This window comes from Novosphingobium sp. JCM 18896 (assembly GCF_025938095.1).
Classification (GTDB): Bacteria; Pseudomonadota; Alphaproteobacteria; order Sphingomonadales; family Sphingomonadaceae; genus Novosphingobium.
In genome coordinates, this window is sequence record NZ_JAPCZF010000005.1 from 285497 (window position 1) to 308639 (window position 23143).

The window sequence follows — 23143 nt, forward strand, 5'->3', positions numbered from 1 at the left end:
CCAGGCGGCCTCAGCGATAGGCGGGTTTGCGGGACTTGGCGGCGTTCCCGCAGAGCGGGGCGGGGAGCGACAGCAGCAGCGCGCCTTCGGCGGCGGCGGCCAGCGCAAGATCGGCGCTCGGACTGCGGATCATCAGCGATCCCGGCAGTGGCCCGGGGCCGAGCAGGGTGCTGTCATGGCTGCGCGCCCAGGCGATTCCCTGCGCCGGCGTGGACCCCGCCAGCGGCAGGTACAGCGCCGGGGCTCCGGGCGCAGGGCTTTGGCAGATCACGAGAATCGCGGGCACGGCGAAGGCCTGGACGCCGAGCGCCCATTTCGCCGCGGGGGAAATCCTGCCCGATCTCGTGGTAAACATGCCGTTAGCCATAACACCGATGGCTTTGCCCGAGGCTTTCCGGCAGGCTCCGGAGAACATACGAGGTCGCCGGTCATACGGTGTTAACCATGAGGGCGACGTGCTTCCGCTGCCGCCGCTGCGCGGCTAGGGTCGGGCCATGGCGACCCTGGCAAAGCAGTCCGATTCTCTCGGCGATTCTTCGGACCGAACCCATTGGGAATGGCAGTATCTCGATCTGATGCGCCGGATCTGGGAGCAGGGTGACGAGCGCGTCGATCGCACCGGGGTCGGCACGCGCTCGATCCTCGGCGCCGAGCTGCGCTTCGACCTGTCGGACAACCGCATGCCGCTGCTCAGCACCAAGCGCGTGTTCTGGAAGACCGCGACGCGCGAGATGCTGTGGTTCCTGACGGGCGATACTAACATCCGCTCGCTCTGTGCACAGGGGGTCGAGATCTGGACCGACTGGCCGCTCGATCGCTATCGCCGCGCAACCGGCGATCAGATCAGCCGCGAGGATTTCTCGAAGCGCATCGTCGCCGATGAGGCCTTCGCACGCGCATGGGGCGATCTCGGCCCGGTCTACGGCAAGCAGTGGGTCGACTGGGCGGTCTACGAGCCGGTCGAAGTGGCGGGGCACGAGGGCCTGTTCCGCAAGCGTCCCAAGGGTGTGAACCAGATCGCCGAAGTGGTCGCGAGCCTGCGCAACAACCCGGGCAGTCGCCGTCATATCGTCGAGGGCTGGAACGTCGCCGAGCTCGACGCGATGGCGCTGCCGCCGTGCCACAAGACCTATCAGTTCCACGTCGCCGACGGGAAGCTGTCGGGCCTGCTCTACCAGCGCTCGTGCGACCTTGGCCTCGGCTTTGCCTTCAACGTGTGGTCGGCTGCCTTGCTCGTGCGCATGTTCGCGCAGCAGGCCGGTCTGGAACCGGGCGAGCTCGTGTGGGTTGGAGGAGACGTGCATCTCTATCTCAACCATGCCGCGCTCGTGGAGGAACAGCTTTCGCGTCGGCCCTCGGGCGAGGCGCGGCTTGAGATCGCGCGGCGGCCCGAAAGCATGTTCGACTACCGGATCGAGGATTTCACGGTCACCGGCTATGTGCCGCAGGCACACATTTCGGCGCCCGTGGCGGTCTAGGCGAAGCATTGTTGCGCAAGGTCACGTCAAATCGAAATTGAAATAATATAACTCATATGTAGAATTTTGCTTCGATCTTGCGCAATTCATTGCCGCAGCGGGAGAGAGCGATTTAATGGCCGAAGAGCCCCGAAACCCCGTCCGAAAGCGCGGCAATCTGCCGCCGCTCGCGCTGCATGTGCCCGAGCCCAAGCATCGGCCCGGCGACGCCGTCGACTATTCCGACCTCGTCATTCCGCCGGCCGGCGCACAGCCGCGACCCGACGAGAGCTGCGCGGCGGAAGAGACCTATCCGCTCTGCACCGATCTCGTGCGCGTGCTCGACGACGAGGGTAGGGCGGTCGGCCCCTGGGATCCGCGGCTCGATGCCGAGACCCTGCGCCGCATGCTGCGGACCATGGCGCTGACGCGCGCCTTCGACGATCGCATGTATCGTGCCCAGCGCCAGGGCAAGACCAGCTTCTACATGAAGTGTACGGGCGAGGAGGCGGTCGCGATCGCCGCGGCCTTCGCGCTGGCCGACGACGACATGGTGTTCCCCTCCTATCGCCAGCAGGGCATCCTCGTCGCGCGGGGCTATCCGCTGGTCGAGATGATCAACCAGATCTACTCTAACCGCGCCGATCGGCTGAAGGGGCGCCAGCTGCCGATCATGTATTCGGCGAAGGACTACGGCTTCTTCTCGATCTCGGGCAACCTGACTACCCAGTATCCGCAGGCGGTCGGTTGGGCCATGGCCTCTGCGATCAAGGGCGACACGCGCATCGCCACGAGCTTCATCGGCGAGGGCTCGACCGCCGAGGGCGATTTCCACGCGGCGATGACCTTCGCCACGGTCTACAACGCCCCCGTCGTGCTCAACGTGGTCAACAACCAGTGGGCGATCTCGAGCTTCTCGGGAATAGCCGGGGCCGAGCGCACGACCTTCGCCGCGCGCGCGATCGGCTATGGCATGGCCGGCATCCGCGTCGACGGCAACGACGCGCTCGCGGTCTTCGCCGCGGTGCGCTGGGCCGCCGACCGCGCGCGCGCCAACAAGGGCCCGACCCTGATCGAGCACTTCACCTATCGCGCCGAAGGCCATTCGACCTCGGACGATCCGAGCTCGTACCGCTCGGCGCAGGAAAGCGTCGAATGGCCGCTCGGCGATCCGATCGCGCGGCTCAAGAACCACCTGATCGCGCTCGGCGAATGGTCCGAGGAGCAGCAGGCCGAGATGGACCGTGCGGTGGCCGAAGAGGTCAAGGCCGCGTCGAAGGAGGCCGAGAAGAGCGGCATCCTCGGCCACGGCCTGCACCACCCGTTCAAGACGATGTTCGAGGACGTGTTCGAGGAATTGCCCTGGCATCTCGAGGAGCAGGCCGAGCAGGCGATCCGCGAGCGGCGCGTGAAGTGGCCGGATTGGAAAGAATGATGACCCAGGAGGAATCCCCCGTCTCGCTGGCCGATGCGCCCACCCGCCGCCTCAACATGATCGAGGCGATCAACGACGCGCTCGACATCATGATGGAGCGCGACGCCAATGTCGTGATCACCGGCGAGGACGTCGGCTATTTCGGTGGTGTGTTCCGCGCCACCGCCGGCCTGCAGGCCAAGTACGGCAAGACCCGCGTGTTCGACACGCCGATCAGCGAATGCGGCATCATTGGCGCTGCGGTCGGCATGGCCGCCTATGGCCTGCGCCCGGTGCCCGAGATCCAGTTCGCCGACTACATCTATCCGGGGCTCGACCAGCTCGTCTCCGAGGCGGCACGGCTGCGCTATCGCTCGGCGGGGCAGTTCACCGCGCCGATCACCGTGCGCTCGCCCTTCGGCGGCGGCATCTTCGGCGGACAGACGCACAGCCAGAGCCCCGAGGCGCTGTTCACCCACGTTGCGGGCCTCAAGACCGTGATCCCGGCAACGCCGCACGACGCCAAGGGCCTGCTGATCGCCGCGATCGAGGATAACGATCCGGTGATCTTCTTCGAGCCCAAGCGCATCTATAACGGCCCGTTCGACGGTTACTACGACACGCCGGCCAGCCCTTGGGCAAAGCATCCGGGCTCGGTCGTGCCCGAGGGCTATTATTCGATTCCCCTGGGCAAGGCGCGCGTGGTGAAGGAGGGCGAGGCGCTGACTGTGCTCGCCTATGGCACGATGATCCACGTCGCCGAGGCCGTGCTGGCCGAGAAGGGCGTCGATGCCGAGATCATCGACTTGCGAACCCTGGTGCCGATCGACATGGCGACTGTGGAAAAGTCTGTGCAGAAGACGGGGCGTTGCCTGGTGATACATGAGGCGACGCGCACCTCTGGCTTCGGTGCCGAGCTGTCGGCGTTGGTCCAGGAGCGCTGTTTCTATCACCTCGAGGCGCCGGTCGAGCGCGTCACCGGTTTCGACACGCCCTATCCGCACAGCCTCGAATGGGCCTATTTCCCCGGCCCCGTGCGCATCGGCGAGGCGGTCGACCGCCTGCTGGGGAACTGAGGCCATGGGCACGTTCACCTTCCGCCTGCCCGACATCGGCGAGGGCATCGCCGAGGCCGAGATCGTCGCCTGGCACGTCAAGGTCGGTGACCGGATCGAGGAAGACGGTCCGATCGCCGACATGATGACCGACAAGGCCACGGTCGAGATGGAGAGCCCCGTCACCGGCGTGGTCCGCGAGGTTGCGGGCGAGGTCGGCGATACGGTGGCGATCGGCTCGCCGCTGGTGGTGATCGAGACCGAGGGCGGCGAGGCCTATGCGGAGCCGGAACCGGTTGCCGCAGCTCCAGAGCCGGAACCTGCCCCCGCTCGTGCTGAGCCTGTCGAAGTATCCCGCGCAGCGCCTGCCGCCAGCGGCAAGGGCCGTTTCGTCTTCCGCCTCCCCGACATCGGCGAAGGCATAGCCGAGGCCGAGATCGTCGCCTGGCACGTCAAGGTCGGCGACCGCATCGAGGAAGACGGCCCGATCGCCGACATGATGACCGACAAGGCTACGGTCGAGATGGAAAGCCCGGTCTCGGGCGTAGTGCTCGAGGTCGCAGGCGATGTCGGTGCGACGGTGGCGATCGGTTCGCCGCTGGTGGTGATCGAGATCGAAGGCGGCGGTCTGGCCAGCGTCGACGAACTGGCCGAACGCATCGAGGCGGAAAACACAGATGCCGGCGATGCCGACCGCGTGATCGCGGCGCGGCCCGAGCCGACCGCCAAGCCGGCTCCGGCGAAGCCCGCGGTCCCGGCGCGAACGGCGCCCGGCGGCAAGGCCTTGGCCTCTCCCGCGGTACGCGCGCGTGCCCGCTCGCTGGGCGTGGACCTGGCCGCGGTCAGCGGCGGGCTCGACGGCGTCGTCCGGCACGAGCATCTCGACGCCTATATGCTCGCGCAGAAGCCGGCTGCCCCCGCCCAAACGACATCTGCCGCCAAGCCCGAGGCTAAGCGCGCGCCCGAGCAGGCGATCGAAGGCGCGGGCGAAGCGATCAAGGTCATCGGCCTGCGTCGCCGCATTGCCGAGAACATGGCCGCCTCGAAGCGCCATATCCCGCACTTCACCTATGTCGACGAATGCGACGTCACCGAGCTCGAACGCTGGCGCGTCCAATTCAACGACCAGCGCGGCGACAAGCCCAAGCTGACCCTGCTGCCCTTCCTGATCACCGCGATTTGCCGGACCTTGCCCGAATTCCCGATGATCAACGCGCGCTATGACGAGGACGCGAATGTCGTCACGCGCTACGATTCGGTGCATCTCGGCATGGCGGCGCAGACCCCGGCGGGGCTGATGGTTCCGGTGATCCGTAATGCCCAGAACCTGACGCTATGGGCGCTCGCCGCCGAAATCGCGCGGCTGGCCGAGGCGGCGCGCGAAGGCACGGCAAAGTCCGAAGAGCTTTCGGGCTCGACCTTGACCGTGACCTCGCTCGGGCCGCTGGGCGGTATCGCCACGACGCCGGTGATCAACCGGCCCGAAGTGGCGATCATCGGTCCGAACAAGATCGTCGAGCGACCGGTCTATGTGCCCGACGGGCAGGGCGGCGAGCGCATCGAGAAGCGCAAGCTGATGAACGTGTCGATCAGCTGCGATCACCGCGTCGTCGACGGCTGGGACGCGGCGAGCTTCATCCAGGCGCTCAAACGGCGTATCGAGGCGCCCTTGCTGATGCTGGCGGGATAGGAGCGGTGATGGCGAAGGATGCGCGGATCGATGACTACATCGCCAGGGCCGCACCCTTTGCCCAGCCGATCCTGACGCACCTGCGCGCGCTGATCCACGCGGCGGTTCCCGGTCTCGATGAGACGATCAAATGGGGCATGCCGCATTTTACGCTCGGCGGGCGCAACCTCGCGGGGCTCGCCGCCTTCAAGGCGCATACGGCGCTGGTGCTCCATGGCGAAGGGCGCGTGAGTGCAGCGGATAGCGAGGGCATGGGCGGCTACGGCAAGCTTCGCAGTCTGGCCGACCTGCCGCCCGAGGCCGAACTCGTCGCGGCGCTGCAGGCCGCGGCCGTGTGGCTGGCGAGCGGCGAGAAGAAGCCGAAAAAGCCGGCAGCGGCCAAGCCCGAGATAGCCTTTCCCAACGATTTCGGCGTGGCGCTCTCGGTCGAGGCGCGCGCGTTCTTCGACGGCCTCGCGCCGTCCCAACGTTACGAATATCTCGAATGGATCACCGGCGCGAAGCGCGACGAGACGCGTGCGCGGCGAATCGCCCAGGCCGCCGTCTGGCTGGGCGAGGGCAAGCGGTTCAACTGGAAGTACGAGCCTGCGACACGCTCAGGCTGAGCGGAACCGCCTCAGCGGACGATGCCGCTGTAGGCGATCTGGCCGCGGCCGCGCAGGGCCTGGGTGGCCGGCACGCGCCAGCGCATGTGGGTGACGTCCTCGGGCGTGGCGAGGCGGCTGCCGATTCGCAAGGTGCCGAGCTGGCCCCAGGTGCGGCCGCCGTCGACCGAGACTTCCTGGTCGTCGCGCGCGCTCGCTTGGTAGGCTATCGCCTGAGGCAGCGGATTGGTGATGGTGAAGCCGCCGTCGCCGCCCATGCGGTACCAGTTGACGATCGTCACGACGCGGTCGCCGCGGTTGAGCCGGCTGGCGGGCTCTAGGCTGCGCGTGGTGTCGCCGGCGATGCGTTCGACGAAGACCGCGCTGTCGGTGGCGACGGTCGGCGCGGTCGCATTCGATTGGGCCGACGTGGCGGCCGGCAGCGTGATCGCGAGTCCGGTCAGCGCATAACCGACCCAGGCGTAGAACTTCACGGTATTTCCCCCTGTTCGATCCGCGATGGATCGTCAGGTGCAGTATCTCCGCGCAGTCCAAAGGAATGGTTAACGTGGTTTTGACCATGAAAAGCCGCAGGAATCCGCGGGAAACCTGGCCAAAAACCGCGCTGTCACGGGCTTGCAAAAAATCTCTCGCCAACCGTGTTGACAGCCCCGGAACTCTCGCCTAGTTCGCGGCCTCCCAAGTGGCTGCGCGGGTGTAGCTCAGTTGGTTAGAGTGCCGGCCTGTCACGCCGGAGGTCGCGGGTTCGAGCCCCGTCACTCGCGCCACTTGGGAAGTTTTTCAGACATTTAGATCACGCTACGGCGCACCGCCCGGAAGTTGCGGAACGGCGTTCTGTGCCCGCCGAGGCGGGCTGCGCGCTGGTCTATTAGCCGCCCGGTTCGGCGACCGGTCGACTCCAGCGGCCCGTCTCCATCCAGATCAGGAAGCGCCCCAAGGGCAGCAGCCAGACGACGCCGAGTACGAGATAGATCGGCGCCTGGATCAGCGCGTGCCAATCGGCGATCAGCGGCGCGACGTAGCTGGCGATGGCCATCGCATAGACGCCGAGCCCGACGACCAGCGCGAGAATGCCCACGGGGATTCGCCAGGTCGGTTCGCGACGGTTGCCACGGATCTTGGGGGGCATCAGGATTCTCTTTCGTAGAGTCGGGTCGGCGTGACGACGGCGTTTAGTGTGCGGTCGTGGTCCTCGATCGGCAGATGGTCGACACGCTGGTCGTCCCAGCCGATTCCCACGGCGAGCGTGTCGGGATGGGCCGCGAGCCAGCGATCGTAATGGCCGCCGCCCTGACCGAGCCGACCGCCCTCGGCAGTGAAGGCGAGGAGCGGTACGATCACCAGGCCGGGCACGACCGCCTCGGCCTCGGCGGCTGGTTGCAGGTGGCCATAAGGGCCTTGTTCTAGATCGCTGTCCTCGAACGGATCGTGCCAGCGGTGGAAGGCCATGGCATCGCCGCGCGCGGTGAAGCGGGGCAGGGCGATGTGCCGGCCGTTCTCATAGAACCACTTGGCGTAGCCGCGTGTCGGCGCTTCGTTGGCATTGGCGTGGTAAAGCCCGACCAGGCTGCCCTCGGGCGCGAGATCGGCCAGCGGGCGCGGCGGGCGCAGGAACAGCAGCGCACGCGTGGAATCAGGCAGGGCGGCGACGTGCCTGCGACGCAGATCGCGCATCTCCACGCGGAGCTTCTGCTTCTCGTCCACGCAGTATCCTTCGAACGTGTGGGAAAGGGTGACGGGCCCACCATGGGTCGTTGCCGAGAAATCCACTGACGCGTTCACGTCAGGTGGGGACCATGTGTGTCAGGCCAGGGCCCAACCAGGGACAGCCCCCAAGGATTTGCTTATAGCCTCAGGGATGTTCGTACGGCTCGTGCCGGGCAGATCCCGTCGAGGGACTATCTAGGGCGTGCGCGCCTAGCTCTCAAGCCTGCTCGCGAGATTTTCCAGCCGTTCGGCGATCTCGTCGAGCCGTTGGGCGCTAAGCTGCGATAGGCCAGGCTGCGGCGCGGCGCTGTTGGTCGCGCGCGAATTGGCGTCGTGCAGTTCGTCGGCGAGCAGCAGCGCGGCGAAGAGCAACATGCGGCTCTCGCTCTGGCCCGCGACGTCGCCCATGGTCGAGATCTTGGCGGCGATCATCTCGCCCAGGCCGGTGACGTGGTCTTCCTCGCCCTCGGCGCAGGCGACGGTGAACTGGCGTCCGCCGATCTCGAGTTTGACGTTGCTCATGTGGGTTGTCCCGTGAGCAGGCTGTCGAGCTGATGCAGCGACAGCGTTACAGCCTCGCGCAGGCGTTCATGCCGTGCCGCAAGTTCCTGGTCGGCCTTGGGGGCAGTCGAGGCAGCGCGCTCGATCCGCGTCAAAGCTGCTTCGATACGACCCAATGCTTTTTCGATGGATGCCCCTTCCATGTCCTCATCGCTAGCGCAAAATCGCGCCGCTGCAAAGCGTTGTGCGCAACCGCTGTGACGTCAAAACGTCATTATTGGTACATATTCGCGCCTTCCTTATAGGGGGAGGGCGCTTGACGGGGCGTAGCCTCCCCCTAAAGGAAGCCCCCATCGAATCGGCACCCTTTGCCGCCCTCGGGAGCTATTTCCAGATGAGCCTTGATCCCGCCCGCCTGGGGCCCATGGCCAACGCCATCCGTGCCCTGTCGATGGACGCGGTCCAGGCCGCCAACAGCGGTCACCCCGGTATGCCCATGGGCATGGCCGACGTCGCCACCGTGCTTTACAGCAAGTTCGTCAAGTTCGATCCGGCCGCGCCCAAGTGGGCCGACCGCGACCGCTTCGTGCTGTCGGCGGGCCACGGCTCGATGCTGATCTACTCGTTGCTGAACCTGACCGGCTATGCGCGGCCGACGATGCAGGACATCCGCGATTTCCGCCAGATCACCAGCCCCTGCGCCGGCCACCCCGAGAACTTCCTGCTCGACGGCGTCGAGTGCACGACGGGTCCGCTGGGCCAAGGCCTGGCCATGGCCGTGGGCATGGCGCTCGCCGAGCGTCACCTCAATGCCACCTTCGGCGATGACCTCGTCGATCACCGCACCTGGGTGATCGCCGGCGACGGTTGCCTGATGGAAGGCATCAACCACGAGGCGATCGGCCTGGCCGGCCACCTCAAGCTCGGTCGCATGATCGTGCTGTGGGACGACAACCGCATCACCATCGACGGCGACACCAGCCTGTCGACCAGCGAGGACATCCCCGCGCGTTACCGGGCTTCGGGCTGGCACACCGAGGAATGCGACGGCCACGACTTCGCCGACATCGAGCGCGCGATCGCCGCGGCGGTGGCCGACGGCCGCCCCTCGCTGATCGCCTGCCGCACGATCATCGGCAAGGGCGCGCCCAACAAGCAGGGCGGTCACTCGGTCCATGGCAGCCCGCTCGGCGCCGACGAGATCGCCGCGACGCGCGCCGCCATCGGCTGGGACGCACCCGCTTTCGAGATCCCCGCCGAGATCGCCGCCGACTGGCGCTCGCTCGGTGCCAAGGGTGCCGAAGCTCGCGCGGCTTGGGAAAAGCGTCTTGCAAGCAGCGGTGAAGGCAAGGAATTGGCCCGCCGCATGGCCGGCGATCTGCCTTCGGGCTATGACGCGGCCGAGGCTTTCAAGGCCTGGCTCGACCAGTCGCAGAAGGTCGCCACGCGGAAGGCCAGCGAGCTCGCGCTCGAGATCCTGACCCCGGCGATCCCCGAGATGGTCGGCGGTTCGGCCGACCTCACCGGCTCGAACAACACCAAGGCCAAGGCCACGGGCCCGCTGACCGCCGACGACTATTCGGGCCGCTACGTCTATTACGGCATCCGCGAGTTCGGCATGGCCGCGGCGATGAACGGCATGGCGCTGCACGGCGGCGTCATCCCCTACGGCGGCACCTTCCTGGTGTTCTCCGACTACTGCCGCAACGCGATCCGCCTGTCGGCGCTGCAGCATGCGCGGGTGATCTACGTGCTGACGCACGATTCGATCGGCCTCGGCGAGGACGGCCCGACGCACCAGCCGATCGAGCACGTCATGTCGATGCGCATGATCCCGAATCTCGAGGTCTTCCGCCCGGCCGACGTCATCGAGACCGCCGAATGCTGGCAGCTCGCGCTCGAGAATGCCGACAAGCCCTCCGTTCTGGCGCTGACGAGGCAGAACCTGCCGCAATTGCGCACCGAGGGTGGTATGCAGAGCGCGAAAGGCGGCTATCTGCTGCAGGGCGCCGCGGCCGCGCGCAAGGTGGTGCTCGTCGCCACCGGTTCGGAAGTCGAACTGGCGGTCAAGGTGCGCGAGGCTCTCGAGGCCGAGGGAATTGGTGCAGACGTCGTGTCCATGCCGTCCATGTCGCGCTTCCTGGCGCAGGACGCGGGTTACAAGGCGACGCTGCTGCCGGGGGACGTTCTGAAGGTATCGATCGAAGCCGGCGTCACGCTCGGCTGGGAACGCATCGTCGGTTCGGATGGCATCACCATCGGCATCGACACCTTCGGCGCTTCGGCGCCGGCGGAAGTGCTGTTCCCGCACTTCGGCTTCTCGGTCGAAGCGATTGTTCCGCAAATCAAGGCAAAGCTCGGTAGCTAATCGGATCGGGCACTTAGGAGGAGTTTTTCATATGGCGACGAAAGTTGCGATCAACGGTTTCGGACGTATCGGCCGCAATGTGGCCCGCGCAATTCTCGAACGGACCGACCATGATCTCGAGCTGGTCTCGATCAACGATCTCGCCGATGCGAAAGCCAACGCCCGCCTGTTCCAGCGCGATTCGGTCCACGGTCCGTTCTCGGGCACGGTCGAAGTCGACGGCAACGATCTGATCATCAACGGCAAGCGCATCCAGGTCACTGCCGAGCGCGATCCCGCCAACCTGCCGCACAAGGCCAACGGCGTCGACATCGCGCTTGAGTGCACGGGTTTCTTCACCAACAAGGCCGGTGGCCAGAAGCACATCGACGCCGGCGCCAAGAAGGTGCTGATCTCGGCGCCCGCCAAGGAAGTCGACCTGACCGTCGTCTTCGGCGTGAACCACGACAAGATCACCGCCGAGCACACGATCATCTCGAACGCGTCGTGCACCACCAACTGCCTGGCGCCCTTCGCCAAGGTCCTGCACGAGGCGATCGGCATCGAGCGTGGTCTGATGACCACGATCCATGCCTATACCAACGACCAGAAGATCCTCGACCAGATCCATGACGATCCGCGTCGCGCTCGCGCCGCGGCGATGAACATGATCCCGACCTCGACCGGCGCCGCCGCCGCGGTCGGCCTGGTTCTGCCGGACCTCAAGGGCAAGCTCGACGGTTCGTCGATCCGCGTGCCGACCCCGAACGTCTCGGTCGTCGACCTGACCTTCACGCCGAAGCGCGACACCACCAAGGACGAGGTCAACGCGCTGCTCAAGGCGGCTGCCGAAGGCCCGCTCAAGGGCATTCTCGGCTACACCGAAGAGCCGCTGGTCTCGATCGACTTCAACCACGACTCGCACAGCTCGACGATCGACGCGCTCGAGACCGCGGTCATCGACGGCAAGCTGGTTCGCGTGCTCTCGTGGTACGACAACGAGTGGGGCTTCTCGAACCGCATGATCGATACTGCGGGCGTGATCGCCAAGTTCCTGTGATATGACGGCCGGTCGCCTGGGTGGGATCGCGCGGCACGATAGGCCGCACGGTCCGATCGAGACGATCGGCCACGTTTCCGTGACCGCGGCCGAGGGTGTCCATGGCGACATCCGCGGCGCGGTCGCCTCCACCAAGAAGACGCGCAAGCGCCAGGTGTCGATCATGGAGATCGAATCCTGGCAGGCTGCGCTCGACGAACTGGGCACAGCGCCCGAAGATCGTCCGCCATGGTTTTCGCGGCGTGCCAATCTCTTGGTGGAAGGACTTCGCCTGCCGCGTGAAGCTGGCAAGGTGATCGCGATCGGCGCGACCTTGCGGATCGAGACCACGGTCGAGACCGAACCGTGCGAGCGCATGGATGCATTGCTCCCCGGCCTCAAGGCGACGCTGATGCCCGACTGGCGCGGCGGGGTCTGCGGCCGGGTGCTGACCGATGGCGAGATCGCCGTCGGCGACGAAGTGAGGATCGAGGAATGACCGCTTTCAAGACTCTGGATGATCTGGGTGACGTGACCGGCAAGGTCGCGCTCGTGCGCGTCGACCTCAACCTGCCGATGCAGGACGGCGCGGTGACCGACGACACGCGCATCCGCGCGGCGATGCCGACCGTGCTCGAACTCGCCGACAAGGGCGCCAAGGTCCTGCTGCTCGCGCACTTCGGCCGTCCCAAGGGTGAGCGCGTCTCGACCCAGTCGCTGTCGATGGTGGTCGGCGCGGTCCAGGACACGCTGGGCCGCGAGGTCATGTTCGTGCCAGAGATCGCCGGCGACGTCGTCAAGCAGGCGATCGGCATCCTGCGGGCCGGCGACATCGCCGTGCTCGAGAACACACGCTTCTGGAAGGGCGAGGAAAAGAACGACCCCGAGCTGGTCAAGGCGATCGCCGCCAATGCCGATTTCTACGTCAACGATGCCTTCTCGGCCGCGCATCGCGCCCACGCCACGACCGAGGGCCTGGCTCATGTGCTGCCCGCCTATGCCGGCCGCTCGATGCAGGCCGAGCTCGAGGCGCTCGAAAAGGCGTTGGGCAATCCCGTGCGTCCGGTGGCGGCCGTGGTCGGCGGCGCCAAGGTCTCGTCGAAGCTCGACGTGCTCAAGCATCTGGTCGGCCAGGTCGATCACCTGATCATCGGCGGCGGCATGGCCAACACCTTCCTCGCCGCGCGCGGGGTCGATGTCGGCAAGTCGCTGTGCGAGCACGATCTGACCGGCACCGCCGAGGAGATCATGGAGGCGGCCGACAAGGCCAATTGCACGATCCACCTGCCTTACGAGGTGGTGGTGTCGAAGGAATTCGCGGCCAATCCGCCGAGCCTTCGCACCTCGAACGTGCATGAAGTGGCCGCCGACGAGATGATCCTCGACGTCGGCCCGACCGCGGTCGAAGCCCTGGCCGATGCGCTCAAGACCTGCCGCACGCTGGTCTGGAACGGTCCGCTCGGCGCTTTCGAGACCGTGCCCTTCGACGCGGCCACGGTCGCGCTCGCCAAGACCGCCGCGGCGCTGACCAAGGAAGGCGTGCTGGTCTCGGTCGCGGGCGGCGGTGACACCGTCGCGGCGCTGCACCATGCGGGTGTGGCGAACGACTTCAGCTATATCTCCACCGCCGGCGGCGCCTTCCTCGAATGGATGGAAGGGCGCGAACTGCCCGGCGTGGCCGCGCTGCAGCGCTGACTACCGCTTGAACATTGCGGGGCATGCCCCGCGCCGATACCAAACCGCTTTATCAGAACCGCACGAACCTGGGGATTTGACACGATGAACACCTCCGACATGACCGCCAAGATCGCCGCCGGCAAAGGCTTCATCGCCGCCCTCGACCAGTCGGGCGGTTCGACCCCCAAGGCGCTCAAGGGCTATGGCATCGAGGAAGGTGCCTGGAGCACCGAAGAAGAGATGTTCGGCCTGATCCACGAGATGCGCGCGCGCATCATCACCTCGCCCGTCTTCACCGGCGAGAAGGTGCTCGGCGCGATCCTGTTCGAGCGCACGATGGACGGCCAGGCTGGCGGCCTGCCGGTGCCGCAGGCGCTGATCGAAAAGGGCATCATCCCCTTCATCAAGATCGACAAGGGCCTCGAGGACGAAGCCAACGGCGTCCAGCTGATGAAGCCGATGCCCGAGCTCGACGCGCTGCTCGCCAAGTCGAAGGCGCTGGGCGTCTACGGCACCAAGGAGCGTTCGGTGATCAATTCGGCGAACCGCGAAGGTATCGCCGCGATCGTCGCGCAGCAGATCGAGGTCGGCCAGCAGGTCCTCGCCGGCGGCCTCGTGCCGATGCTCGAGCCCGAGATCAACATCAAGAGCGCGACCCGCGCCGAGTGCGACGACATCCTGCTCGACGAACTGACCAAGCAGCTTTCGGCCATGCCCGGCGACGCCAAGGTCATGCTCAAGCTGTCGCTGCCGGTCGAGCCGGGCAAGTACGACTCGCTGGTCGATCACCCGCGCGTGCTGCGCGTCGTCGCGCTGTCGGGCGGCTACCAGCGTCCCGAGGCCTGCGCCGAGCTCGCCAAGAACCGCGGCATCATCGCCAGCTTCAGCCGCGCGCTGCTCGAAGACCTGCGCTCGCAGATGAGCGACGACCAGTTCAACGCCTCGCTGGGCCAGGCGATCGACGAGATCTACACGGGTTCGACCGTGAAGACGGGCGCCGCCGTCAGCGCCTGATCGTTCTTCGCGAGAGACACGAAAATCCCCTTCCGCCCGCGCGGGAGGGGATTTTTCGTGCGCGGCTATTTGCGGATGAGTTGCATGCCGACGTCGCGGCGGAATTCGAAGCCGAAGCGATAGGCGCGCGGCGGGATCGTGCCTTGCAGCGTGGTCCGCTCGGGCACGACCGCGCTCAATTGCACGCCGCCGCCGCGCACGGCGAACGGCTCGCCCAGGGTCAGCTCGCGCACCACGCCGGCGATCCGCGCCGAGATCCGCACGCGGCCGGCCCAGACACAGCGCGCATTCTGTGGACAGCGGCTGTCCTCGATCACGCGCAAGGGCGTCACGCGCACGCCGTGGACGCGCACGGTCTCGCCGATGCGCGCGAGCGCGCGGTCGGAAGCGGGCGGGGCTGCTCCGGCCGAACCGGTTGCGAGCGAGGCGGCGAGGGCGAGCGGGGCGAGCAGAAGGGCAGCGGTTCTCATGCCGCGCTTGAACGCCTGATCGCCTGAACCTTTCCCGAATGGCTTCTGACTGGCGCCGGAGCGGCACCGACATTATGAGCGCGGGATGATCGAACCCGCCGACGATAACCGCCCCGCCTGCCAGCTCTATCTGATCTCGCCGCTTGACGTCGGCGGGAGCTTTCCCGATCGGCTGGCGCGCGCGCTCGACGCGGGCGAGGTCGCGGCCTTCCAGTTCCGCGTGAAGGGCATCGATGAACATGCGGCGGCCGCGCTGGCCGAGCCGCTGCAGCGCATCTGCAACGATCGCGCGGTCGCCTTCATCGTCAACGACTCGATCTCGCTGGCCAAGCGCCTCGGCGCCGACGGCGTGCACCTGGGCCAGGACGACGGCGATATCGCCGACGCGCGCGCGCGGCTCGGGCGCGATGCGCAGATCGGCGTCACCTGCCACGCCAGCCGCCATCTCGCGATGGAAGCCGGCGAGGCGGGAGCCGACTACGTCGCTTTCGGTGCCTTCTTCGAGACGCAGACGAAGCAAACCGAGCATCGCGCCGAGCTCGAGACGCTGACCTGGTGGCAGGCGGTGTTCGAGATCCCCTGCGTCGCGATCGGCGGGATCACGCCGCAGAACTGCGGGCCTTTGGTCCAGGCCGGTGCCGATTTCCTCGCGGTATCGGGCGCCGTATGGAACGGTGACGAAGTCGCCGCCGTCCGCGCCTTCCACGAGGCGATCGCGGCGGCGAGAGGCTAAGCCCCTAACGCATCATCAGCATGATGCCCCAGGCGAGCCCGGTCGCCGCGATGAACAGCGGCCATGACCATTCGAAGGCATGGCCGGCGATCGCCAACTCGTGAATGTTGAGGAAGCCGCCTTTCGAGCCGCCGCCATGGATCACGGTCGAAACGACGAAAGTCAGAATGCCGCCCATGAGCAGCGCCTTGATCAGCGACATCGATAGCCTCCCTGGGCCGAATTGTTTTCTGTTTAGCGCCTTGCTTCGCCGCGGCCAAGCCGGAGCTCAGGTCCGCTTCGCCGCATGCATCACGAGCAGGCCGTTGATCGCCATCACGGCCATGAAGAACGGCCACGACCAGTAGACCGATTGGCCGGCAATGCGCGCATTCTCCAGGTCCAGAAAGCCGACGTGGTCGGCTTCCGATCCCAGCGCGCCGACGATCGCCGCGACAAGCAGCGTCAGGATCGTGCTCGGTACGAGTGCTTTCATCAGGCTCATGGTCTTTCCCTCCATCAGCCCCAACGTAGTCCCCGCGACAAGCGATAGACTTACGTGGTTGGCACGGGATGAAGCGATGACCTTAGTGCCGGAGTAACCGTATTGCCCCGGTTCGGTGTGTCATTCGGGCCACTCGGGCTCGCGCGCCAGAGCGCGCAACACTTCGGCGGCCACGCGCAGTTCGGCCGCATCGAACCCGGGCAGGCGGCGGTGCACGATCTCGGAGAATTCGGCACGAACCTCCTGGCTGGCCTTCTGCCCCAGCGGGGTCAGCGTCAGTTCGGTCTTGCGGCGATCGTCCTTGCCCGGGCGCGATTCGATCAGGCCGGCTTCGGTCAGGCGGACGAGCTCGGCGGTGATCAGGCTGCGTCCGACACAGAACACCGAGGCGAGTTCGAGCGGATAGGTGATCCCGTTCGACACGACGTTGAGGATCCAGGCGCCGCGCGGACCCAGGTTGTAGCGCTGGGTGACCTTGGCCGTCGCGGCCCGCAAGGCGCGCTGGCCGAAGGCGAGCCCTTCGGCGAGGAAAGCCACCTCTTCGACCGAGAAGTCCGCGCCGCCGGGCTTCGCCGGACGCTCGGGCGTCTGGCGGTTGAGTTCGCTCGAGAAGTTGCGCAGGGTCTTTTCGCGGTCAGGGTGGTTCACGCGCACCTCATTGCGCGCCGCGCCGCCGCAGGCAAGAGCTTTGCTGCCGGGTAGCGCAAGCTATTCGGCGGGGGCGGGCTGGCCGACCGGCTGATCCAGCGGTGTCGATGCCGCGAACTGCGGGTAGGGGCCGAGACCGGCAAACAGCATGGCGCAGACCAGCATGACCGGGGCCGCGGTCCACAGCAGTGCCGTATAGCTCCCCGTGGCATCGTGGATCGCGCCGGCGAGCAGCGGGCCGAACGAAGTACCCGCCATCATGGCGCTGGCGATCGTGCCGAAGATCACGCCGAAGTTGCGCAGGCCGGCATAGCGCGAGATCAGATAGGTGCTGACCTGCAGACCGGCCCCGCCGGCGAAGCCGAGGCAGAGCGTGCCGATCAGCAGTTCGCTGCGCGTGCCGAAGGTGTCGAGCAGCAGGAAATAGCCCACTGCACCGATCGCGAAGCTGCCCACGGGAATCACGCTGCCTTGGACGCGGTCGAGCAGCCAGCCGGCGAGGAACTTGCCGACGAGCCCGGCCACGCCGGCGCTGGCGGCAATCTCGACCGCCTGGCCGCGCGAGACACCGGTCTCGGTGAGCAGCGGTACGAGGTGCACGGTAACCCCTGCGCCGGCAAAGGCCATCAGCAGGTTGGCCAGGGCGATGCGGATCACGCGGGAATCGCGGCAGGCCTCGGCGATCGTGAGCCCGGGCAGGCGGCCGTCTCCGCCCTGGGACGCGGCCTTCTGGCGCTGGCCTAGAGCGTGGGCGTCGTGGAAGAACAAGGCCACCAGCACCGCGCCGAGGCCTGCCCAGCCGATGCCGATGTAGAGATAGGCCTGGGCCCAGCCCTGGCTCTGGATCAGGGCATTGGCGATCAGCGGGGCGAAGACCTGGCCCATGGCCGAGCCGCTGAGCACGGCGGCGAGGGCGAGGCCGCGACTGGTCGAGAACACGCTCGACGTGCCCGCGCTCCACACGGTCGACTTGATCGCCACCGAGCACAGCGAGAACACCAGCCAGAGCCCGAACCATTGGGTCAGCGAACCGTCGGCGAGGCTGAACAGCGCGAAAGTCGCGCCCGACAGGATCAGGCCGTAAAGCGCGATCCGGCGCGAGCCGATGCGATCGAGCAGCGCGCCCATCGGTGGGCCGACGAAAGTGGCGGTGAGGCCGAAGATCGTCAGCCCCACAGAGATCTGCGCGCGGCTCCAGCCGAAGGCCTTTTCGAGCGGCTCCATGAAGGTGCCAAGCGAATAGGTGACCATCGAGTAGAACGAGAAGCCGACGAGCCCCGCGACGATCAGTGGCCAGTGCGCCTTCCATTCCTGGAGCGCCGTCCGTTCCGCCTCGATCATCGCGGGCTTCCTTTCCCTGGATGGGCCGGCTTTGATCGGCCGGTCCCCTAAGCCATCGTCAGTCGACCTTGCTGATCACCTCTTCGCCGAACTGACGCGCGAGATCACACCATTCGGCGCGGGTCGAGGCAAGCACCGAGGCGCCCGAACCGTCGACACCGATCGATTTCATGTGGGCATAGTGGTCGATCGCCTCCTGGGCATTGAAGCCCGGCTTGATCTGGAAGGTGCTCGACGCGATCACCGGCGGCGGCGTCGCGCGGCCGACCTTCTCGCAATGGGCCTTCATGTATTCGATGGCCTCGATGATGTCGTCGTCACCCTCGATATTGGCGGTGCGCGCGGTGTCGGTCACCATCTTGGGGACGATGAACGGGTGCCAGGCGTCGCCGAGTTCGACCGTGCGGCGCAGCGCGCGCTTCGAATTGCCGCCGACGAGCAGCGGCGGATGCGGGTTCTGCACGGGCTTGGGCAGCACGCGGTTGCCGACGGCGGTATAGCCGGTGCCTTCGAACGAGAAGTCCTCGCCGGTCCAGGCGAGCTTCATCGCCTTCATATATTCGTCCATCAGGTCGTTGCGGCTGTCGAAGTCGACGCCGAGCGCCTTGTATTCGGGCTTCAGATAGCCGGCGCCGAGACCGAGGATCACGCGGCCGTTCGAGAAGGCGTCAAGCGACGAGACCGACCGCGCGGTGATGAAAGGGTTGCGATAGGGCAGGACGACGATGTTCGTCTGCAGCCGCAGCTTGGTGGTCACCGCCGCGACCATCGACAGCATGACGAAGGGATCCTGCGCATAGTGGCCGCCGTTGTCGAGCCAGCGGTAGGACGGCACCGGGTGGTCGGTGACGGTGCCCGACCAGAAGCCGGCATCCTCGGCCGCCTTGGCGCATTCGTGGACCGCCGCCATCGAGACGAACTCGTCGCCGTACTGGATGTGGTCGAAGGGAAGGGTAACGCTGAGTGTGAAGGTCATTGTCTAAGTCCTAAAAGTATTTGAAAAATCAGTCGGTGACTTCGGGCGGCAGGATCCAGTCCTGCTTGCTGTCGCGGACCCAGCCGCTCGAGGCCCAGGAGCCGCCGTCGACGGGGAGGATCGTGCCGGTGACGTAGCTGGCCATCTTCGAGGCGAGGAACACCGCGGCCATGCCGCATTCCATGTCCACGCCGGCGCGGCCCGCGGGCACGCGCGCGGCGACCGAGGCTTCGGCGCTGGGGCCGGGGACGTACCACTTGCTCTCGTCGACCGGGCCGGTGAAGTTGCCGCGAATGCCGGGGGTGATCGTGATGTCGGGCGCGATCGTGTTTACGCGAATGCCGTATTCGGCGAGTTCGAGCGCCAGGGTACGCGTCAGGTTGTTGATGCCCGCCTTGCAGGCCGCATAGACCGCATAACCGGGCGCCGCGCGCGAGCCTTCGATCGACGAGACGTTGATGATCGAGCCGCCGCGCTTGCCCTCGATCATGATCGGGATCGCGGCCGAGGTGGCGGCGAGGTTGCTGACCAGGTTGAGATCGATGTGGCGCCGCCAGTTCTTCTCCTGGAGGTCCTTGAAGTGGCGCCGCGCGACGCCGCCGGCGTTGTTCACGAGGATGTCGAGCCGGCCGAACTTGGCGCCGGTCTCGGCCACGGCCTCGGCGACCTTGTCGGTCTCCATGACGTTGTAGGGGAAGGTCAGGACCTCGCGGCCGCGCTGGCGTACCTGCGCGGCGACTTCGTCGCAGCGCTCGGGCACGTTGTCGATCACGGCGACGTTGGCGCCCATGTCGGCCATGCACAAAGCGATCGCGCGGCCGATGCCGCCGCCGCCGCCGGTGACGAAGGCCACCTGGCCGGAAAGGTCTATCGCGCTGGCATCCATGTTTCCCGTATCCTCTTTTTCTAGCTTGCCGATTTCAGCAAGTCCGCCGCATCGGACAGGTCTTCGGGCTCGTCCACGTCGCGGGATAGTCCCGGACTGTGAACCTCGCTGATCCCGAGTCCCATCCGCCCCGCTTCGGCGTTGTGCAGGGCAAAGCTGTCAATCCCGAAGGCGAATGAAAAGCCCCTTGCCGCGGGCAGCGGCAGCGAAATCGCGTTGGTACCGGTACCGTGGCGGTCCGGGGCAATCGCGATCTCTCCTTCGGGCGCGGCGGCGAGCAATTCGATGTCCTGTGCGGTTACCAGCGGCAGGTCGCCGTGGATCACGATCAGCCGGTTCGCCTGGCCGTCTGCCTCGTCGAGGGCGGCCGCGGCGGCGGCGTTGAGCCCCTGGCCGGGGTCGGCCATTAAGGTCACCTCGGCCGGGAGACTGCGCGCCGACCCGATCAGCCGCACTTCGTCGACGTTGCGCGCGCCCTGCGCGGCCGCGAGCACGCGCGCGAGCATGGCCTCGACGAGCGCGCCGCGCGCGGTCTCGTCGAGCACGCCGGCCAGCCGGCTCTTGCTTTCCGGCGTGGCCCTGAGCGGTATGATCGCCCAGACCGTCATCTTATGGAATGGCCGGCGCCGTGGTCAGACCGGTGAAGCGGATGCCCGCGCCGTCGGCCTTGTAGGTCTTGTTCATGTAGATCAGCAGCGAGGTGATCGCCTCGGCCGCGGCCGAATTGACCAGCGCGCCGCCCGACAGGCCGCGCAGTTCCATGTCGTTGACCAGGCCGACGACCGTGTTGCGCGCCTCGATGTCGTCGCTGAACACCAGCACGTCGCAATCAACCTTGGCGTCGGTATCGAGGATGTGCGCCGCGACGTTGTGGAAGGCGGTGACGAAGCGAATGTCGGGGCCCAGGTGCTCGCGCGCCTCGGCGGCGGCGCTGCCCGCGGCGGGGAGCTGCACGCGCATGACCTTGGGCGGCACCAGCGGCACGGTGGTGTCGACGACGATCGCCGAGCCGACCTTGTCCTTGATCTGCTTGAGCGTGGCTTCCTGGTTCTCGTAGGGCACGGTGACGATGACGACGTCCTTGCCCTGCGCGGCGTCGTCGTTCGACGCGCCCTTGGTGCCCAGGCCCATTTCGGCGGCGATGGCTTCGCCCTTTTCCGCCGCGCGGCTGCCGATGGTGACTTCATGTCCCGCCTTGGCGAGACGGCGGGCGATGCCCTTGCCGAGGTGGCCCGTGCCGCCGATGACCGCGATGGATGCCATATCTACTCTCCGGATTCTGTCATTGCTTGCAGGGGCTCATGCCGATAGCGGCAGGGTACGCCAAGAGATAAAAACGAAATTGCGAAGGATTTTTCGTGTGAGCGAACAGAACGACGCGTCCCGAGCGCTCACCGTCGTGCCTTTGCATGGCATGCCGCTGTTCGCTACCGGAAGTTCGGTCGCGCGTGAAATCGCCGCAGCGATGACGCGCACGGGTATGGCGCTCGGCGATGGCGACGTGATCGTGGTCGCGCAGAAGATCGTGTCGAAAAGCGAGGGACGCACCACGCGACTGAGCGAAGTCGTTGCGGGTGAAGAGGCCGTGCGGATCGCTGCGGAGACCCAGCGCGAGGCCGCCGCGGTCCAGCTGATCCTCGACCAGTCGAGCGAGATCATGCGCGCGCACCCGGCCGCGATCATCGCGCGGCACAAGACCGGACATGTGCTCGCGAACGCCGGCATCGACGCCTCCAATGTCGAGGGCGGGGAAGACGACACCGTGCTGCTCTGGCCGGTCGATCCCGACGCCAGCGCGCGCGCGATCCGCGCCGAGCTGCGCGCGCTGGCCGGCGCGGCGCCGGCGGTGGTGATCGCCGACTCGATGGGGCGTGCCTGGCGGATCGGTACGGTCGGGACGGCGATCGGTTGTGCCGGGCTCTGTGTGGTCGACGACCGCCGCGGCGCCGATCAGGATCTTTTCGGGCGCACCCTGCAGGCGACGATGATCGCCGTGGCGGATGCGGTCGCCGGCGCGGCGGTGCTGGCGATGGGCGAGGGCGCCGAGGGCACGCCCGCGGCGCTGGTGCGCGGCGTGGGCCGATGGGTATCGGTTGAGGACGGACCGGGGATGACCGTGGGTCTCCGCCCGGTAGAACAGGACATGTTTCGATGAGCCATATTCTCGCGCTTTCGGGCGGCGTCGGCGGTGCCAAGCTGGCGGCGGGCCTCGCGGCGGTCTTGCCGGCCGAGGATCTGACGATCGCGGTCAACACCGGCGACGATTTCGAACATCTCGGCGTGACGATCTGTCCAGACATCGACTCGGTGACCTATGCGCTGGCCGGGCTCAACGACACCGTCCGCGGCTGGGGCGTGGTCGACGAGTCCTGGCGGACGATGGAACGCCTCGGCGCGCTGGGTGAGGAAACCTGGTTCAACCTCGGCGACCGCGACATGGCGATGCACTTGGCGCGATCCTGGCGTCTGCGCGCGGGCGAGAGTCTGTCCGAAGTCACCGCGCGACTGACCGGAGCGCTGGGCATCGGGCCGCGCGTCGTACCGATGAGCGATGCGCCGGTGCGAACCCAGGTTCAGACTGAGGACGGCTGGCTCGACTTCCAGCACTATTTCGTGCGCGAGCAGTGCCGCCCCGCGGCCCGGGCGATCCGGTTCGACGGCACGCCGGGCGCGGCGATGTCGCCGGGCCTCGCCGAAGCGCTGGCGCGGCCCGATCTGGCGGCGGTGATCCTCTGCCCGTCGAACCCGTTCCTCAGCGTCGATCCGATCCTCGCGGTCGACGGCGTGCGCGAGGCCCTGGCCGCGCGCAAGGTGCCCTTCGTCGCGGTCTCGCCGCTGGTCGCCGGGCAGTCGCTCAAGGGGCCGCTGGGCAAACTGCTCGGCGAGCTCGGCCGCGAGAACAGCAACGCCGCGATCGCCGCGCACTATGCGGGGCTGCTCGATCACCTGATCATCGACGAATCCGATGCCGCCGACGCCGAGGGCTTGCGCGCCATGGGAATTTGCGCAACGGTGACCCCAACAGTCATGTACGGAGCCGCTGAACGGGAGCAGCTCGCGCGCGTAGCACTGTCAGCAGCCCGACTTGGATAGGATGAC

At 66.9% G+C, this 23143-nt stretch carries 28 protein-coding genes and 1 tRNA gene; 14 read left to right on the forward strand and 15 right to left on the reverse strand.

All coding sequences use genetic code 11. The features are described from left to right. Window positions 1-10: 10 nt before the first annotated feature. Window positions 11-355, reverse strand: a complete 345-nt coding sequence (locus OLX23_RS18570) for a hypothetical protein (protein WP_264446526.1) — start codon at window positions 353-355, stop codon at window positions 11-13. A gap of 139 nt (window positions 356-494) precedes the next feature. Between OLX23_RS18570 and thyA the strand changes: the two genes are divergently transcribed. The 5 genes from thyA to OLX23_RS18595 all read left to right on the forward strand — a co-directional run bounded on the left by thyA (window position 495) and on the right by OLX23_RS18595 (window position 6221). Further along, entirely contained in the window at window positions 495-1478 is a 984-nt protein-coding gene (gene thyA / locus OLX23_RS18575) for a thymidylate synthase (protein WP_264446527.1), read from the forward strand. A gap of 115 nt (window positions 1479-1593) precedes the next feature. After that, complete coding sequence (locus tag OLX23_RS18580; RefSeq protein WP_264446528.1) at window positions 1594-2892, forward strand: 3-methyl-2-oxobutanoate dehydrogenase (2-methylpropanoyl-transferring) subunit alpha; 1299 nt, start codon at window positions 1594-1596, stop codon at window positions 2890-2892. Then, on the forward strand, window positions 2892-3947 hold the full coding sequence (locus tag OLX23_RS18585; protein ID WP_264446780.1) for an alpha-ketoacid dehydrogenase subunit beta: 1056 nt from the start codon (window positions 2892-2894) through the stop codon (window positions 3945-3947). The genes OLX23_RS18580 and OLX23_RS18585 overlap by 1 nt, the downstream gene beginning before the upstream one ends. Window positions 3948-3951: 4 nt before the next feature. Next, on the forward strand, window positions 3952-5616 hold the full coding sequence (locus OLX23_RS18590; protein WP_264446529.1) for a 2-oxo acid dehydrogenase subunit E2: 1665 nt from the start codon (window positions 3952-3954) through the stop codon (window positions 5614-5616). An 8-nt stretch (window positions 5617-5624) separates the two neighbouring features. Further along, the gene (locus OLX23_RS18595; RefSeq protein WP_264446530.1) at window positions 5625-6221 is read left to right on the forward strand and encodes a YdeI/OmpD-associated family protein; all 597 of its coding nucleotides are present in this window, start codon (window positions 5625-5627) and stop codon (window positions 6219-6221) included. Window positions 6222-6232: 11 nt separating this feature from the next. Here the strand turns inward: OLX23_RS18595 and OLX23_RS18600 are convergent, their stop codons facing one another. Beyond that, complete coding sequence (locus tag OLX23_RS18600; protein WP_264446531.1) at window positions 6233-6694, reverse strand: hypothetical protein; 462 nt, start codon at window positions 6692-6694, stop codon at window positions 6233-6235. A 217-nt stretch (window positions 6695-6911) separates the two neighbouring features. On the opposite strand from OLX23_RS18600, the gene OLX23_RS18605 reads away from it, so the two are divergent. After that, window positions 6912-6988: transfer RNA gene (locus OLX23_RS18605), tRNA-Asp, on the forward strand. A 101-nt stretch (window positions 6989-7089) separates the two neighbouring features. Here OLX23_RS18605 and OLX23_RS18610 read toward each other — a convergent pair. From OLX23_RS18610 to OLX23_RS18625, 4 genes are all read right to left on the reverse strand, one after another. Next, on the reverse strand, window positions 7090-7350 hold the full coding sequence (locus OLX23_RS18610; RefSeq protein ID WP_264446532.1) for a DUF2842 domain-containing protein: 261 nt from the start codon (window positions 7348-7350) through the stop codon (window positions 7090-7092). After that, window positions 7350-7925, reverse strand: coding sequence for a 5-formyltetrahydrofolate cyclo-ligase (locus tag OLX23_RS18615; protein WP_264446533.1), 576 nt, complete (start codon window positions 7923-7925; stop codon window positions 7350-7352). The genes OLX23_RS18610 and OLX23_RS18615 overlap by 1 nt, the downstream gene beginning before the upstream one ends. A 213-nt stretch (window positions 7926-8138) precedes the next feature. Then, on the reverse strand, window positions 8139-8450 hold the full coding sequence (locus OLX23_RS18620; protein WP_264446534.1) for a cell division protein ZapA: 312 nt from the start codon (window positions 8448-8450) through the stop codon (window positions 8139-8141). Then, window positions 8447-8632 carry a hypothetical protein gene (locus OLX23_RS18625; RefSeq protein ID WP_264446535.1) on the reverse strand — a complete coding sequence of 62 codons (186 nt, stop codon included), beginning with the start codon at window positions 8630-8632 and terminating at the stop codon, window positions 8447-8449. The genes OLX23_RS18620 and OLX23_RS18625 overlap by 4 nt, the downstream gene beginning before the upstream one ends. A gap of 191 nt (window positions 8633-8823) precedes the next feature. On the opposite strand from OLX23_RS18625, the gene tkt reads away from it, so the two are divergent. From tkt to OLX23_RS18650, 5 genes are all read left to right on the forward strand, one after another. Then, window positions 8824-10797, forward strand: coding sequence for a transketolase (gene tkt / locus OLX23_RS18630; protein WP_264446536.1), 1974 nt, complete (start codon window positions 8824-8826; stop codon window positions 10795-10797). A 31-nt stretch (window positions 10798-10828) separates the two neighbouring features. Continuing rightward, complete coding sequence (gene gap, locus OLX23_RS18635) at window positions 10829-11836, forward strand: type I glyceraldehyde-3-phosphate dehydrogenase (RefSeq protein WP_264446537.1); 1008 nt, start codon at window positions 10829-10831, stop codon at window positions 11834-11836. A gap of 1 nt (window position 11837) precedes the next feature. Then, window positions 11838-12314 (forward strand): MOSC domain-containing protein, encoded by a 477-nt coding sequence (locus OLX23_RS18640; RefSeq protein ID WP_264446538.1) that lies wholly within the window; start codon window positions 11838-11840, stop codon window positions 12312-12314. Further along, entirely contained in the window at window positions 12311-13510 is a 1200-nt protein-coding gene (locus OLX23_RS18645; RefSeq protein ID WP_264446539.1) for a phosphoglycerate kinase, read from the forward strand. The genes OLX23_RS18640 and OLX23_RS18645 overlap by 4 nt, the downstream gene beginning before the upstream one ends. Before the next feature lie 84 nt (window positions 13511-13594). Next, complete coding sequence (locus OLX23_RS18650; RefSeq protein WP_264446540.1) at window positions 13595-14506, forward strand: fructose bisphosphate aldolase; 912 nt, start codon at window positions 13595-13597, stop codon at window positions 14504-14506. Between the two features lie 65 nt (window positions 14507-14571). Here the strand turns inward: OLX23_RS18650 and OLX23_RS18655 are convergent, their stop codons facing one another. Beyond that, window positions 14572-14976, reverse strand: a complete 405-nt coding sequence (locus tag OLX23_RS18655) for a hypothetical protein (protein ID WP_264446541.1) — start codon at window positions 14974-14976, stop codon at window positions 14572-14574. 85 nt (window positions 14977-15061) lie between these two features. Here OLX23_RS18655 and thiE point away from each other — a divergent pair, with 85 nt between their 5' ends. Then, window positions 15062-15709, forward strand: a complete 648-nt coding sequence (gene thiE / locus OLX23_RS18660; RefSeq protein ID WP_264446542.1) for a thiamine phosphate synthase — start codon at window positions 15062-15064, stop codon at window positions 15707-15709. Window positions 15710-15713: 4 nt separating this feature from the next. Here thiE and OLX23_RS18665 read toward each other — a convergent pair whose 3' ends face one another. From OLX23_RS18665 to npdG, 8 genes are all read right to left on the reverse strand, one after another. Beyond that, window positions 15714-15911, reverse strand: a complete 198-nt coding sequence (locus OLX23_RS18665; RefSeq protein ID WP_264446543.1) for a hypothetical protein — start codon at window positions 15909-15911, stop codon at window positions 15714-15716. A 66-nt stretch (window positions 15912-15977) separates the two neighbouring features. Further along, window positions 15978-16193 carry a hypothetical protein gene (locus OLX23_RS18670; RefSeq protein WP_264446544.1) on the reverse strand — a complete coding sequence of 72 codons (216 nt, stop codon included), beginning with the start codon at window positions 16191-16193 and terminating at the stop codon, window positions 15978-15980. Window positions 16194-16313: 120 nt separating this feature from the next. Then, complete coding sequence (locus OLX23_RS18675) at window positions 16314-16841, reverse strand: MarR family winged helix-turn-helix transcriptional regulator (protein ID WP_264446545.1); 528 nt, start codon at window positions 16839-16841, stop codon at window positions 16314-16316. Between the two features lie 60 nt (window positions 16842-16901). After that, window positions 16902-18182, reverse strand: coding sequence for an MFS transporter (locus OLX23_RS18680; protein ID WP_264446546.1), 1281 nt, complete (start codon window positions 18180-18182; stop codon window positions 16902-16904). Between the two features lie 58 nt (window positions 18183-18240). Beyond that, window positions 18241-19158, reverse strand: a complete 918-nt coding sequence (locus OLX23_RS18685) for an LLM class F420-dependent oxidoreductase (RefSeq protein ID WP_264446547.1) — start codon at window positions 19156-19158, stop codon at window positions 18241-18243. Window positions 19159-19186: 28 nt separating this feature from the next. After that, window positions 19187-20044: an SDR family NAD(P)-dependent oxidoreductase gene (locus OLX23_RS18690; RefSeq protein ID WP_264446548.1), complete on the reverse strand. Its 858-nt coding sequence runs from the start codon at window positions 20042-20044 to the stop codon at window positions 19187-19189. Between the two features lie 20 nt (window positions 20045-20064). Then, entirely contained in the window at window positions 20065-20652 is a 588-nt protein-coding gene (cofC, locus tag OLX23_RS18695; RefSeq protein WP_264446549.1) for a 2-phospho-L-lactate guanylyltransferase, read from the reverse strand. A gap of 1 nt (window position 20653) precedes the next feature. Continuing rightward, window positions 20654-21307, reverse strand: a complete 654-nt coding sequence (gene npdG, locus OLX23_RS18700; protein ID WP_264446550.1) for an NADPH-dependent F420 reductase — start codon at window positions 21305-21307, stop codon at window positions 20654-20656. A gap of 97 nt (window positions 21308-21404) precedes the next feature. On the opposite strand from npdG, the gene cofE reads away from it, so the two are divergent. Both cofE and cofD read left to right on the forward strand, forming a co-directional pair. Continuing rightward, on the forward strand, window positions 21405-22199 hold the full coding sequence (gene cofE, locus OLX23_RS18705) for a coenzyme F420-0:L-glutamate ligase (protein WP_264446551.1): 795 nt from the start codon (window positions 21405-21407) through the stop codon (window positions 22197-22199). Continuing rightward, a complete protein-coding gene (gene cofD, locus OLX23_RS18710) occupies window positions 22196-23137 on the forward strand; it encodes a 2-phospho-L-lactate transferase (RefSeq protein ID WP_264446552.1) in 942 nt (313 codons plus the stop codon). Before cofE ends, cofD begins: the two co-directional genes overlap by 4 nt. The last annotated feature ends 6 nt before the right edge of the window (window positions 23138-23143 follow it).

Coding starts and splice junctions, on each gene's coding strand:
- OLX23_RS18570 (WP_264446526.1), bottom strand. CDS start 355: ATGTTTACCACGAGATCGGGCAGGATTTCCCCCGCGGCGAAATGGGCG.
- thyA (WP_264446527.1), top strand. CDS start 495: ATGGCGACCCTGGCAAAGCAGTCCGATTCTCTCGGCGATTCTTCGGAC.
- OLX23_RS18580 (WP_264446528.1), top strand. CDS start 1,594: ATGGCCGAAGAGCCCCGAAACCCCGTCCGAAAGCGCGGCAATCTGCCG.
- OLX23_RS18585 (WP_264446780.1), top strand. CDS start 2,892: ATGACCCAGGAGGAATCCCCCGTCTCGCTGGCCGATGCGCCCACCCGC.
- OLX23_RS18590 (WP_264446529.1), top strand. CDS start 3,952: ATGGGCACGTTCACCTTCCGCCTGCCCGACATCGGCGAGGGCATCGCC.
- OLX23_RS18595 (WP_264446530.1), top strand. CDS start 5,625: ATGGCGAAGGATGCGCGGATCGATGACTACATCGCCAGGGCCGCACCC.
- OLX23_RS18610 (WP_264446532.1), bottom strand. CDS start 7,350: ATGCCCCCCAAGATCCGTGGCAACCGTCGCGAACCGACCTGGCGAATC.
- OLX23_RS18620 (WP_264446534.1), bottom strand. CDS start 8,450: ATGAGCAACGTCAAACTCGAGATCGGCGGACGCCAGTTCACCGTCGCC.
- OLX23_RS18625 (WP_264446535.1), bottom strand. CDS start 8,632: ATGGAAGGGGCATCCATCGAAAAAGCATTGGGTCGTATCGAAGCAGCT.
- tkt (WP_264446536.1), top strand. CDS start 8,824: ATGAGCCTTGATCCCGCCCGCCTGGGGCCCATGGCCAACGCCATCCGT.
- gap (WP_264446537.1), top strand. CDS start 10,829: ATGGCGACGAAAGTTGCGATCAACGGTTTCGGACGTATCGGCCGCAAT.
- OLX23_RS18640 (WP_264446538.1), top strand. CDS start 11,838: ATGACGGCCGGTCGCCTGGGTGGGATCGCGCGGCACGATAGGCCGCAC.
- OLX23_RS18645 (WP_264446539.1), top strand. CDS start 12,311: ATGACCGCTTTCAAGACTCTGGATGATCTGGGTGACGTGACCGGCAAG.
- OLX23_RS18650 (WP_264446540.1), top strand. CDS start 13,595: ATGAACACCTCCGACATGACCGCCAAGATCGCCGCCGGCAAAGGCTTC.
- OLX23_RS18655 (WP_264446541.1), bottom strand. CDS start 14,976: ATGAGAACCGCTGCCCTTCTGCTCGCCCCGCTCGCCCTCGCCGCCTCG.
- thiE (WP_264446542.1), top strand. CDS start 15,062: ATGATCGAACCCGCCGACGATAACCGCCCCGCCTGCCAGCTCTATCTG.
- OLX23_RS18665 (WP_264446543.1), bottom strand. CDS start 15,911: ATGTCGCTGATCAAGGCGCTGCTCATGGGCGGCATTCTGACTTTCGTC.
- OLX23_RS18670 (WP_264446544.1), bottom strand. CDS start 16,193: ATGAGCCTGATGAAAGCACTCGTACCGAGCACGATCCTGACGCTGCTT.
- OLX23_RS18680 (WP_264446546.1), bottom strand. CDS start 18,182: ATGATCGAGGCGGAACGGACGGCGCTCCAGGAATGGAAGGCGCACTGG.
- OLX23_RS18685 (WP_264446547.1), bottom strand. CDS start 19,158: ATGACCTTCACACTCAGCGTTACCCTTCCCTTCGACCACATCCAGTAC.
- OLX23_RS18690 (WP_264446548.1), bottom strand. CDS start 20,044: ATGGATGCCAGCGCGATAGACCTTTCCGGCCAGGTGGCCTTCGTCACC.
- cofC (WP_264446549.1), bottom strand. CDS start 20,652: ATGACGGTCTGGGCGATCATACCGCTCAGGGCCACGCCGGAAAGCAAG.
- npdG (WP_264446550.1), bottom strand. CDS start 21,307: ATGGCATCCATCGCGGTCATCGGCGGCACGGGCCACCTCGGCAAGGGC.
- cofD (WP_264446552.1), top strand. CDS start 22,196: ATGAGCCATATTCTCGCGCTTTCGGGCGGCGTCGGCGGTGCCAAGCTG.